Source organism: Actinacidiphila acidipaludis (assembly GCF_019890725.1).
Taxonomy (GTDB): Bacteria; Actinomycetota; Actinomycetes; order Streptomycetales; family Streptomycetaceae; genus Actinacidiphila; species Actinacidiphila acidipaludis.
In genome coordinates this window covers 15,026-27,057 of the sequence record NZ_JAINZZ010000039.1, presented here as the reverse complement: position 1 = coordinate 27,057, position 12,032 = coordinate 15,026, and the positions used below count along the sequence as shown (strand labels likewise).

General features: G+C 74.9%; 11 protein-coding genes. 3 read left to right on the top strand and 8 right to left on the bottom strand.

All coding sequences use genetic code 11. From position 1 onward, the window contains the following. Positions 1–12: 12 nt before the first annotated feature. Positions 13–423 carry a GNAT family N-acetyltransferase gene (locus K7862_RS25350; protein WP_262413766.1) on the bottom strand — a complete coding sequence of 137 codons (411 nt, stop codon included), beginning with the start codon at positions 421–423 and terminating at the stop codon, positions 13–15. Between the two features lie 84 nt (positions 424–507). On the opposite strand from K7862_RS25350, the gene K7862_RS25345 reads away from it, so the two are divergent. Beyond that, positions 508–1,428, top strand: a complete 921-nt coding sequence (locus K7862_RS25345) for a dihydrodipicolinate synthase family protein (RefSeq protein ID WP_222966483.1) — start codon at positions 508–510, stop codon at positions 1,426–1,428. Positions 1,429–1,537: 109 nt separating this feature from the next. After that, positions 1,538–2,575, top strand: a complete 1,038-nt coding sequence (locus K7862_RS25340) for an aspartate-semialdehyde dehydrogenase (RefSeq protein WP_222966481.1) — start codon at positions 1,538–1,540, stop codon at positions 2,573–2,575. Positions 2,576–2,709: 134 nt separating this feature from the next. Here K7862_RS25340 and K7862_RS25335 read toward each other — a convergent pair whose 3' ends face one another. Then, positions 2,710–4,023: a M14 family zinc carboxypeptidase gene (locus tag K7862_RS25335; RefSeq protein ID WP_308012175.1), complete on the bottom strand. Its 1,314-nt coding sequence runs from the start codon at positions 4,021–4,023 to the stop codon at positions 2,710–2,712. A gap of 308 nt (positions 4,024–4,331) precedes the next feature. Between K7862_RS25335 and K7862_RS25330 the strand changes: the two genes are divergently transcribed. Further along, positions 4,332–5,444: a ThiF family adenylyltransferase gene (locus tag K7862_RS25330; protein ID WP_262413765.1), complete on the top strand. Its 1,113-nt coding sequence runs from the start codon at positions 4,332–4,334 to the stop codon at positions 5,442–5,444. Positions 5,445–5,488: 44 nt separating this feature from the next. Here the strand turns inward: K7862_RS25330 and K7862_RS25325 are convergent, their stop codons facing one another. From K7862_RS25325 to K7862_RS25300, 6 genes are all read right to left on the bottom strand, one after another. Continuing rightward, positions 5,489–6,802 (bottom strand): M14 family zinc carboxypeptidase, encoded by a 1,314-nt coding sequence (locus K7862_RS25325; RefSeq protein ID WP_222966479.1) that lies wholly within the window; start codon positions 6,800–6,802, stop codon positions 5,489–5,491. A 135-nt stretch (positions 6,803–6,937) separates the two neighbouring features. Then, entirely contained in the window at positions 6,938–7,795 is an 858-nt protein-coding gene (locus K7862_RS25320; RefSeq protein WP_262413764.1) for a flavin reductase family protein, read from the bottom strand. 117 nt (positions 7,796–7,912) lie between these two features. Beyond that, positions 7,913–8,476 carry a dihydrofolate reductase family protein gene (locus K7862_RS25315; protein WP_222966477.1) on the bottom strand — a complete coding sequence of 188 codons (564 nt, stop codon included), beginning with the start codon at positions 8,474–8,476 and terminating at the stop codon, positions 7,913–7,915. A 168-nt stretch (positions 8,477–8,644) separates the two neighbouring features. Next, positions 8,645–9,313 carry a M15 family metallopeptidase gene (locus tag K7862_RS25310; RefSeq protein WP_222966475.1) on the bottom strand — a complete coding sequence of 223 codons (669 nt, stop codon included), beginning with the start codon at positions 9,311–9,313 and terminating at the stop codon, positions 8,645–8,647. A gap of 68 nt (positions 9,314–9,381) precedes the next feature. Continuing rightward, positions 9,382–10,473 (bottom strand): MerR family transcriptional regulator, encoded by a 1,092-nt coding sequence (locus K7862_RS25305; protein WP_222966473.1) that lies wholly within the window; start codon positions 10,471–10,473, stop codon positions 9,382–9,384. Positions 10,474–10,938: 465 nt separating this feature from the next. Next, complete coding sequence (locus tag K7862_RS25300; protein ID WP_222966471.1) at positions 10,939–11,982, bottom strand: S66 family peptidase; 1,044 nt, start codon at positions 11,980–11,982, stop codon at positions 10,939–10,941. Between the last annotated feature and the right edge of the window lie 50 nt (positions 11,983–12,032).

Here is a 12,032-nt window from a genome sequence, read left to right as displayed (position 1 = left end):
CGGCGGAGCCGGTCATTGCAGGCCCAACGCCATCCACTTCGCGGGGTCGGCCAGCGGCTCGAAGCCGAGCCGGGCGTAGACCCCGTGCGCGTCGTGCGTGGCCAGCAGAATGCGGCGCAGGCCATAGGGCGTGAGGTGGTCGCGGGCCGCGGCGACCAGGGAGGTGCCGAGGCCCTGGCCGCGGGCGGCGGGCGCCACGTAGACGTCGCAGAGCCAGGCGAAGGTCGCGCGGTCGGTGACGACCCGGGCGTACGCGTGCTGCTCCCCGGTCTCCACGTGGTACGCGCCGAAGTTCAGCGATCCCGCGATCGCGGACTCCTGCTTGGCCAGCGTGCGGCCGAGCGCCCAGTACGCGTCGGTGGACAGCCAGGCGTGGATGCGGGGGACGTCGAGGCGGGCCGGGTCCGCGGATATCTCGTACATGGCCCGCAGAGTAGAGCTGCTTAAGAGTGCCGTGCACGACATTTAACTGGACCTTCCGCGAGTGCCCGGGTGACACTCACAGACATGATCCACGTACCGCTGATCACCCCCTTCGGGCCGGCCGGGCAGGTGGACACCGCCGCGCTGGAGGCGCTCGGGCACCAGGTGCTCGACGACGGCGCCACCGGTCTTGTCGCCCTGGGCACCACCGCGGAGGCGGCCGCCCTGGACGACGACGAGCGCGTCGCCGCGGCCGGCACGGTCGGCCGGGTCTGCCGCGAGCGCGGCGCCCGTTTCGTCGTCGGCGTGGGCGCGAACGCCACCCGGCGGGCCGCACGCGAGCTGGCCGCCCTCGCCGCGCTGCCGATCCGGCCCGACGCCGCCCTGGTCACCGTCCCGTCCTTCACCCGTCCGGGCGAACAGGGCGTCCTCGCCCACTTCCGCGAGCTGGCCGCGACCGCGCCCGTGCCGCTGCTGGCCTACCACGTGTCCTTCCGCACCGGTCAGCCGCTGAGCACGGCCGCGCTTCGCGAGCTGGCCGCGATCCCGGGCGTGGCGGGCATGAAGTACTCCACCGGCGTGGTGGACGCCGAGCTCGTCGCCCTGCTCGCCGACCGGCCCGCCGGCTTCGAGGTGCTCGCCGGGGACGACGTGTTCGCGCCCGCCCTGCTGGCCCTGGGCGCCGACGGCGGCATCCTGGCCTCCGCGCACCTGGCCACCGGCCGCTGGGCGGAGCTGGCCGCGACCGGCGACCGTGACCTCGGTCACCGGCTGGCCGCGCTGGCCGCGGGGCTCTTCCGGGAGCCGAACCCGACGGTGATCAAGGCCGTGCTGCACGCCCGCGGCCGCATCCCGACGCCGGACGTCCGGCTGCCGCTGCTGCCCGCCGCCGGCGAGGTGCGCGACGCCGCCCTCGCCCTGCTCACCGCGCTGGAGCAGTCCGCGCCAGTGGAACCGCCCGCCGGGACCACCCGGCACGCGGTGGCCGCGCGTCTCGGCAGATGAAATCCCGCACCGCCCCCCTCTCGGGCCGGGGGATACTCGAAGCGGCGGCGACGGCCCGGACCTGGACCCCAGCCGCCGGGAGCGCACCACCAGATCGGAGAGAGACCGCATGAGGATCGGAATCGTCGGAGCGACCGGACAGGTCGGCGGGGTCGTGCGCAGCGTGCTGGCCGAGCGGAAATTCCCGGTGACGCAGCTGCGGCTGTTCGCCTCGGCCCGGTCGGCGGGCAAGTCGCTGCCGTGGGCGGACGGCGAGGTCGTCGTCGAGGACGCCGCCACCGCGGACTACTCGGGCCTGGACATCGTGATCTTCTCCGCCGGCGGCGGCACCTCCCGCGACCTCGCGGAAAAGGTGGCGGCCCAGGGCGCGGTCGTGATCGACAACTCCTCCGCGTGGCGCCGCGACCCCGACGTGCCGCTGGTCGTCTCCGAGGTCAACCCGCACGCGCTCGCCGACCGCCCCAAGGGCATCATCGCCAACCCGAACTGCACCACGATGGCCGCGATGCCGGTGCTGCGCCCGCTGCACGACGAGGCGGAACTGGTCGCGCTGGTCGCCACCACCTACCAGGCGGTCTCCGGGTCCGGGCTGGCCGGCGTCGCCGAGCTGCACGGGCAGGCGTCCAAGGTCACCGAGAGTGCCGACCGCCTCACCTTCGACGGTGACGCCGTGGCGTTCCCCGAGCCCGCCGTCTACAAGCGCCCCATCGCCTACAACGTGGTGCCGCTGGCCGGGAACCTGGTGGACGACGGCAGCTTCGAGACCGACGAGGAGCAGAAGCTCCGCAACGAGTCCCGCAAGATCCTGGAGATCCCGGAGCTGAAGGTCTCCGGCACCTGCGTCCGTGTGCCGGTCTTCTCCGGGCACTCGCTGCAGCTCAACGTCCGGTTCGCCCGGCCGATCAGCGTCGAGCGGGCCTACGAGCTGCTGGCCGACGCGCCCGGCGTGGAGATCTCGGAGATCCCCACCCCGCTGCAGGCCGCCGGCAAGGACCCGTCGTACGTCGGCCGCATCCGGGTCGACGAGACGGTCGACAACGGCCTCGCGCTCTTCGTCTCCAACGACAACCTGCGCAAGGGCGCGGCGCTCAACGCGGTGCAGCTCGCGGAGCTGGTGGCCGCGGAGCTGACGGCCGCCCGCGCCTGAACACCCGGCCCGCGGCCGCGAACGGCCTCGTGTCGCGAACGGCTCCTGCCGTGAACGGCCCCCCGCTGTGAACGGTCAAGCGGCCGTGACGCCCGAGCCGCGAACCCCTGAGCGCTGCCCCCACCGGGCAGCGCTCAGCCGTTCGTGAGCAGCCGGAAGGCGGCCAGCACGCACTCCGACTGGAGCTCCACCTGGTCCGGCACCGGCACCCACGTCAGGTCGTGGCCGACCACCAGCTCGTCCGCCCACCGTTCCAGCAGCCGGTCGCACTCCGCCCTCGTCCTGGCCGGCCCCTCACCCGGCAGCCCGGCCAGCAGCCGCAGCAGGGTGCCGGTGGTGCGCAGCGAGATCCGGCGGGCCGCGATGTCCAGCGCGGTCACGTGCGCGAGGGTCAGTTCCACGGGCGCGGGGTGCAGCGCCTCCCAGTCGTCGGCGACCTGCGGGCAGATGTCGGTCAGGCCCGTCGCCAGCCGCAGCAGGGTGCCGGTCGCCGGACCGGAGCCGGAGGGGTCCCAGGGCCCCGCACCGGGCGCGGGCAGCAGCTCCCGCACCTGGTCCAGCAGGCCCCGGGTGCGGTCCGACTGGCGGCGCAGCAGTCCCGCCAGCGCTGTCAGGGCGCGGGCCGGATCGGGGTGCGGGGCGGTGTCGGCGACCCGCCGGCTGCCCCACATCGGCACCTCGAACAGCGCCGTCATCCCGCCGTACCGGTGCGGCCGCACCCAGGTGGAGCGGGTGACGTCCTCGGGCAGGCTCGGGAACTGCGTCGGGCGGCCGGGCTCAGGCATCACGTAGACGCCGGGGCCGGACGTCGTCCAGTACAGCGCGTCGTAGGTGCCCGTCTGCACCGGCACGTCCCGTTCGGCGGACAGCTTTCCCAGCGGTTCGGCCAGCCCCGGGACGTCCCGGGTGAGCTGGATCCACGAACCGCCGAGGTCGTTGCCGTGCAGCGAGCACTGCAGGAACGGTTCGAGCTCGTCGATCAGCGCGACCAGCGCCCGGGACTCCGGAAGCTGGTCGCCGGCGGGCCGGACGGACGGCGCCCACTCCGGCTGCTCGTCCGGCGGCGGCCGGTAGGAGTGCCGGAAGTGCGCGGCCGGGGTGCGCCGCACCGGCGGGCCCTCCTCGCTGCGCACGGTGCCGTCCGGGTCCAGGCACAGCAGGAAGTGCCAGGACGCGTCGGCGCGCGCGTGCAGGTCCGGGTCCGCCGCCACGCGCTCGGCCAGCCGCAGCGCGGTCGCCGGGCCGATCCGCTCGTCGGAATGAGGTGCGGCCACCACCAGGACGTTCCGCCGGCCGTGCCCCACCGACAGCAGGTGCAGCGGACGTCCCTCGCGCGACTTCCCGACCTGCCGCAGTGCGCAGAGCCCCGGGTGGAAGCGCGCGAACGCGGAGGCCGCCGCAGCGACCCCCGCGACGCTCGGATAGGCGTCGGCCATCGCCGACGTCACGTGCCGTTGGAGTTGCTGTCGCCGGTGGTCTCCTTCTTGTCCAGTGGACGGATGACGATCGTGGCTGCCACGAGATCCCCTCTCTGTACAAGTCGGCTGGCGCGCAGGGTAGTCGCGGTATCACCCCGGGTTGTCCCCCATGCCTTGCCAAGGCTGCGGCGGCCCGGCGACAGTGTCAAGGGGCGTTGCCGCGCGGTGGGTCGGCGCGGCGGGTGCTGTGGGTGCTGTCGGTGCAGTCGCGAGGCGAGGGGAGCCGGGTGACGGTACTTCCGGACGGATACGGGGAAGCAGGGACGAGAGCCGGGGCGTTGCGGCGACCACGCATCAAACCGGAGCACCGCGCGTACCGCACGATCGACGGCAATGTGCGGATCGGCAGCGTGATCTACGGGATCGGCGCGGAGGTCCTGGATCCGGACGGCTGGATCTGGACGCTCACGCAGATGATGGACGGCAGTCGCACCCCCGGGCAGATAGCCGACGGAGTGACGGCGCGGCACCCGGCGGTGCCCCACGGCGACGTGTGGGCGGCGATGGCCGACCTGCGCGAGGCCGGTTTCGTCGACGACGCGGCCGCCCCGCCGCCCGCCGGGCTGCTCCCGCGCGACCGGGTGCGGTACGCGCGCGGGGTGGCGCTGCTGCGCTGGATGGACCTCAGCCCGCGGGCCAGCCCGTGGAGCGCCCAACTGCGATTACGGGGCGCCCGGGTGCTGGTGGTGGGCGTCGGCGGGACGGGCGGCGCCGCCGCGCAGATCCTCGTGGCCTCCGGCGTCGGACTGGTCCACACCGTCGACCCGGACGTGGTCGAACTGTCCAATCTCAACCGTCAGTTGCTCTACCGCGAGACCGACATCGGGCGCCCCAAGACGGACGCGGCGCTGGCCGCGCTGCGGGCCCTGAACTCCGACGTCACCGTGACCGGCCAGCGCCGCGAGGTGCGCGGGCCCGACGACCTCGCCCATCTGCTGACCAGCCGCCCCGCCCCCTACGACCTGCTGGTGCTGGGCGCCGACCGTCCGCCGGAGATCCGCCGCTGGGCGAACCGGGTCTGCCTGGCCCTCGGCACCCCCTGGGTCGAGGGCGGCTATCGCGGCCCGCTCGTCACCGCGGGCGTCCACGTCCCGGGCGACGGCCCCTGCTGGGAGTGCCAGCGGGCCGGCGAGGCCGAACGCCGGGACCTGCGGCTGGAACCGGGGCAGGACGAGGACGCCGCGTCGCCGCGGATGCCGTGGAACCCCGCGAGCGCGGTCACCGCGAGCCTGTCCGGCACGCTCGTCGCCCACGCCGCGCTCGCCCTGCTCACCGGCGTACCCCCGATGCGCCCCGGCTTCCGCTACGGCGTCAACCTCATGGCCCTCCAGGACCCGGTCCTGCAACGGCATCCGCGGCGCGCGGACTGCCCGGCGTGCGGGCGGATGTGACGCGGGACCGCAGGCGGATGTGACGCGGGGCCCGGGCGGTGACGTCAGGGCAGTGCGAGGGCCGGCTCCTGGAGGACCAGGTCGGCGGCGGCCAGGCAGGTGCGGGCCTGGAGCTCGATCTGGTCGGCGATGGGCACCCAGCGGGCGTCCGTCGTGGCGATGAGGTCGCGGGCCCCGGCGTCGATGCGGCGTTCGAGCCGGGAGCGCAGGCGGGCCGGCTCGCCGGCCGGGTCCTCGTCGAGGCGGGCCTCGTCCAGCAGGCGGAGCAGCATGCCCGCCGCCCGCAGCGGGATGCGGCGCGCGGCGATGTCCAGGGCGGCGACGTGGGCCATGGTGAGGGGGACGGGGGAGTCCGCGGCGAGCCCGTCGAAGTCGTCGGCGAGCCCGGGGAACGCGCCGACGGCCTGCTCCACGCCGCGCAGCAGCGGGCCGGATGCCGGCGCGGCCCGCGTCAGCAGCGGCAGGGCGCGTTCCAGGGCGGCGGCCGCCGCGGCGCCGTCCTTGCGCAGCCGCGCGCTGAGGACGCCCACCGCGTGGGCCGGGTCGGGGTGCGGGGCCGGGTCGGCGATGCGCCGGGTCGCCCACATCGGCACCTCCACCAGCGCGGTCACCCCGCCGTGGCGGTGCGGGCGGCTCCACGTCGAGCCGTTGGCGTCCTCCGGCTCACTGCCGAAACGCTCCTGCGCGCCGCCCGGCGGCAGCACGAACACGCCGGGCCCCGCGTGCTGCCAGAACAACGCGTCGTAGGTGCCGGTCTGCACGGGGATGTCGAGCTCGGCGGCGTACTTGCCGAACGGCTCGGCGAGCCCGGGGATGTCCCCGGTCAGCTGCACCCAGCTCCCGCCGACGTCGGTGCCGTGCAACGAGCACTGCAGGACCGGCCGCAGCTCGTCGATGATCGCCAGCAGCGCGAAGGTCTCCGGGAGTTCCTCGCGCGGCGTGCGCAACGAGCTCGCCCACTCCGGCTGTTCGGCCGCGTGCGGCCGGAAGGTGTGCCGGTAGTGGACGGCGGGCGGGCGCTCCCCGGCCGGGCCGTTCTCGTTGAGCACGGTGCCGTCCGGGTCGAGGCACAGCAGGAAGTCCCAGGTCACGTCGGCCTCGGCGAACCGCCGGCGGTCGCACACGGCCTGCTCGGCCAGCCACAGCACGGTCGCCCCGCCGGCCTGCTCGTCCGGGTGCGGCCCGGCGACCACCAGGATCCGGCGCCTGCCGTGCCCGACCGACAGGAGCCACAGCGGCCGTCCCGCGCGCGACTCCCCGGCGAGCCGCATCCGGCAGAGGTCCGGGTGCCGCATGGTCAGGATGCGGGCCGCCGCCGCGACACCTGACACGGTCGGGTACGCGTCTGGCGCGCGCATGGCGGCTCCTCCTCGGCATCCGGGCTCGTGGTGCAGCCGCTGTCGGCCCAATCCTGTTGGCGCGCAAGAACGTTGACGGCGACGATCAGCTGCCGCGGCGCGCACAGCCCAGACTCTGCGGGCGGACTGCGGGTGTCAAGGGCGCACCGCGGCGCCCGCGGCGGTCCGGGAGCGGGCGATGTCGGGGCCGCGGTACATGTCCTCGGGGATGCTGGCCAGCGCCGATGGCCGCAGCCGCCCGCCCAGCCCGTAGAGTTCCTGGAAACTCATCAGCAGCGGACGCCACTTGTCGGGATCGATGCGGTGACCTGTTCCGGCCATCCGGATGGCGTCGTGCACCAGCACCCGCTGCACCCGCACCTCGAAGACGGTGATGCCGCCGCGCTGCGCCGGGTCGTCGTCGGCGAGCGGGTGCGTGGCCTCGACGACCGCCTCCATCGCCACCGGGCACTCGGCGGCGCGCGGCGGCCCGACCGTCTCGGACGCCAGCGGGGTCAGCCCGGCCCGCCCGAACTTGTCGCCCACGTACCGGTAGCCGCGCCGGGCCTTGCCCTCCGGGACGGGGTCGCGGCCGGTGGTCAGGGCCAGCGCGTCCACGGCCCCGGCGAGCGTGTCGTCGGGGAGGTTGAGGACGACCTCGCGTTCGCGCAGCAGGTTGCGGGCGGTCTGCGAGCGCGACCCGAGGCCGAGCATGCACCGCCAGCCCAGCCAGAACGCCGACGACATCGGCGCGAGGTTGGGGCTGCCGTCCTCGTTGCGGGTCGACAGCAGGACGACGGGCGTGCCGAAGTAGAGGATGCCGGGCTCGATGCGGGTGTGGCGGCCCGGAGTGAGGGTCTCCTGGCTGAGGTCCTGGCCCGGGTCCGTGCTCCGGCCCGCCCTCGTGCCCGTGCCTGCACCGGCGCTCGCTTCCGTGCCCGCACCGGCGCTCGTGCCCGTGCCTGCACCGGCGCTCATCCCCGTGCTCTTGCCTGCGTTCGTGTCCGTGGTCATGCCGCCAGTCTTGCCGGGGCGCGACGGCGGGGCTGGCGGGAATCGGACGTCGCGCCCGGCGCTCTGAGCAGCGGATTCGGCGTCCCGGTGGCGCGGCGGCCGCTCGCCGCCGCAGCGTCAGGAGGCGGCGAACCGCGAGACGACGACCTGCCCGTCGACCGTCCGGGACTCCACCAGACGCAGTGGCGTCCGCTCCTTCTGCTGCGTGAACAGCCGCCTGCCGCCGCCGAGGACGAGCGGGTGCACGGCGACCACCCACTCGTCGAGCAGGCCGGCCGCGGCCAGGTGCGAGGCGAGTTCGGTGCCGCCGGTCAGCAGGATGTCCTTGCCGGGCTCGGCCTTGAGCGCCGCCACCTCGGCCAGGGCGTCCCCGCGCAGCACGCGCACCGCGGTGTCCCCGGGCTGCGGCAGGGTCCGGGAGACCACCACCTTGGGCATGGCCCGCCAGCGCGGGGCGAACTTCCGCACGTGCGGACTGTCCGAGATCTCCTCGGCGTTCGGCCAGAACGACGCCATCATCTGCCAGACCACGCGCCCGTAGAGGAAGGTGCCGATCCCGCGGTCGACCTCGTCGACGTACGCGGAGAGCTCGGGCCCCATCACCGGCCAGTCGAACTCACCCGCCGGGCCCTCGATGAAGCCGTCGACCGAGGTGTGCACGAGGTGGACGATCCTGCGCATGGCGTTTCTCCCTGCCGCGAGTGCCGGTTCCGCGCCCCGCTCGGGCGCTGTCGTCCCTGCGTCGAACGGGAGGGGCGCCGATCGACACCGGCGGCCGGGATTTGTGCGGCGGCTGTTTCCGGCCCAGGGGCTGGGCGGCCGGGGCCGGCTCGGCGGCGGGAGCCGCGGTCAGTCCGAAGAGGGGGGCCCGAGGTCGCGCGGCCCGTAGAGGGCGGCGGGGGCGCCGGTGGCGAGCGCCCAGTACCGGTCGCCGTAGGACCAGTGCCACCACTCCGTCGGGTAGTTGACCAGCCCCGCCGCGGTCAGGGCGGCGGACAGCAGGTCACGGTTGGCGCGGGCCTCGGCGGCGATGTTCGGCGCCCCCGTGTAGCAGGCGCCCTCCGACTCCTCCGGGTCGGCGTTGATCCGCGTGCCCATGTCCAGCTCGTGCCCGTCCGCGGTCGCCAGGGTCAGGTCGACGGCGGCCCCCGCGCTGTGCGGTGCGATCTCCGGCGGGGAGACGTAGCGGCTCGCGGCGTCGCGCAGCCGGTCCGCGCTCCAGGAGGGGTTGGCCGCCCGCAGGCCCGCCGCGTATCCCTCGAAGTAGCGGCGTTGCAGCGCGGGCGGCCGGTAGCCCTCGACGAACAGCAGGCGCAGTCCGTCCGGCAGCCGGTCCTGGGCGTCGAGCAGCCGGGTCAGCACACCCCGGCGCAGGTGGGCGAAGGCGCCCGCGGGGTCGTCGCGTTCGGCCGCGACCCGCAGGGCGCCGCCGTCGCGCACGTCCACCAGCGGCTCACCGCACTCCGCCACCGGCAGCGCGGCGATCTTCGGATCGGACATCAGGATGATCGTCTCCATCACCCGATCATGGCGCACCGCACTCCCGGGCCGGGGGGCCGCCCAGGCCGGACGTCGGCGGGGGAGGGTCAGGCGGCGGACGGCAGCACGTCCGCGACGACGCAGCTGACGTTGTCCGGCGCGCCGGCCTCGCGGGCCAGGGCGACCAGGTCGCGGACGGCCTGCGCGGGTTCGGGCGCGGTGGTCATCACGCGGCGCACGTCGTCGGACGCCACCACCGCCGACAGGCCGTCGGAGCACAGCAGATAACGGTCGCCGGCCACCGCGTCCTGCAGCCGCAGGTCGGGCTCGGCCGGCTCGCCCATACCCAACGCCCGGACCAGCAGAGCGCGTTGCGGGTGAGATGCGGCCTCCTCAGGAGTCAGCCGCCCCTCGTCGACCAGCGACTGCACCATCGTGTGGTCATGGGTGATCTGGAACAGCTCGCCGCCGCGCAGCACGTACGCCCGCGAGTCGCCGACGTGCACGAGTGCGAACTGCGAACCGGTCCACAGCATGGCGGTGAGCGTCGTGCCCACCTCCTCCTCGGGCGTGGCGTCCGCGACCCCGCGCACCGCGCTGCTCGCCCGGGACACCGCGTCCTCCAGGACGTTCAGCAGGTTGCCGGCCGGTATGCCGTCGGTCTCGAGGTGCTTCAGCGCCTCGACGGCCCCGGCCGCGGCGGACGCGCCGCCGGAACCGCAGCCGTCGGCGACGGCGAGCAGCCGGTCACCGGCGTAGGCGGCGTCCTGGTTGCTCGGGCGGACCAGTCCGGTGTCGGACAGCGCGGCGTAGCGGATGGTCAGGGGGTGTGCGGTGGTGGCCATGTCGGCGGGATCCTTCCGTGCCAGATGGTCGACGAGGAAGGCGGCCAGTTCGCGGCGCGCGGCGGTCTCGGCCTCGACCTGCGCCCAGTACGCGCGCAGCTCGCCGGCCGCGGCCCGCCCGTCGGAGGCGTGCAGGGCGCACACCTCGCGGATGCGGGCCAGCGGCATGCCGAGCCGCCGCAGCCAGGCCACCAGCCGGGCCCGCTCGAGCTGACCGGGCGCGTAGCGGCGGTAGCCGCTCACCGGATCGACCTGCTCGGGCGTGAGCAGGCCGAGCTCGTCGTACAGCCGCAGGGCCTTCGGCGACAGCCGGGACGCCTTCGCGAACGCGCCGATGGTCATCAGCTCGTCCATGTCCGCCGTCCTCTCGTCGTACCGGGCCCGTCGCCCGGCCCCACCGATGCTGGGGGCTGCCCCAAGGGCAAGGTCAACTGTGCCGGACGGCTGCCGCCGGGGCGTGCTCGTGGCGTGACGGTCACCCGCCCCCTTGGCCGCCGGCGCCGTCCCCTTCGACGGGGCCGCCCCCTCGCCGCCCACCCGCGCCCGTCATGCGCCGACTCGCCCCCGGCCCGCACCCGGTACGGCGTCCCGCCCCGCACCCCTGCGGCGGCCCGTTCGGCCGGTGGGAGGGGGCCGTTGACCTGCGGGTATCCGGAGTCCCCGGCCGCATCCGGCCGCGAGCACTTCCGGCCGCACCCGGCTGCGAGCACTTCCGGCCGCACCCGGCCGCGGGCACTGCCCCGGCCCGGCATCGGGCACTCCCGGCTCGCCCCGGGCCCCGGGCACCCCTGACCCGCACCCCGCCGCGCCCGAGCCCTCTCAGTACGTGACCGTGATGCGGCGGGCCGGGCCGTCGACGCGGATGGGGCCGCCGTAGGGGATGACCAGTTGCGGGTCGGTGTGGCCGAGGTCGACGTCGAAGACGGCCATGGTCGTGGGGGCGTACTCGGACAGGGCGCGCAGCACGGCCGCCCGCTGCTCGTGCCGGTAGCGCTCCCCGGCGGCCGGGTCGAGCGGGCGGTCGAACGACCAGCTCTTGGCGCGGCCCATCAGCAGTGCGGGGAAGCGCCGCAGCAGGCCGCGTTCGCCCATGGCGCGCAGGACGCGGTACACCTCCGTCCCGGACGGCATCTCCTCGGAGGTCTCCAGGAAGAGCACGCAGCCCTCGTACTCCTCGGCCGGGCGGATCTCGCGGTCGGCCATCAGCAGCCACGACAGGATCTCCAGGTTCCCGCCCCAGCCGGTGCCCTCCACGACCCGCTCGGGCTGGTGCCAGGTCCAGCCCGCGGCCGGGGCGAGCCGCGGTTCGGCCTCGAAGGTCGCCGGGTCCTCCCACGGCCGGTTGACGTCCCCGGTGGCCTTCGCGGCGGTCAGTTCGTAGGGGCCGGACCCGAACAGGGCGGCGCGCAGGGAGTCCCGCGTCAGCGGGTGCATCGCGCCCGGGCGGCCGAGCTCCACCATCACCGATCCGCCGTGGTAGGCGGTGACGCCCAGGTTCCACAGGCAGGCGAGCAGGTTGGTGTTGTCGCTGTAGCCGAAGAAGGGCTTGGGGTTCTCCCGCAGCAACTCCCGGTCCAGATACGGCAGAACGGTGATCTGGTCGTCGCCGCCGATGCTGGCCAACACCGCCGTGATGTCCGGGTCGGCGAACGCGGCGTGCAGATCCGCCGCGCGCTCCTTCGCCGTCGCGCCCATCCGCCGCGTCGTCGGGTACTCCACGACCTCCAGTCCGAACCCCTCGCGCAGCCTGCGCAGGCCGAGTTCGTAGGGAAGCGGGAAGAGGCCGGGCAGGCCGGCGGAGGGCGACACGACGGCGATGCGGTCCCCGGGCCGGGGCTTGTCGGGGCGGCGGTGAGTCGTCATCCGGCGAGGCTAGCCGCCGCCCACCCATCCCCGTCACGCCATTTTCACCG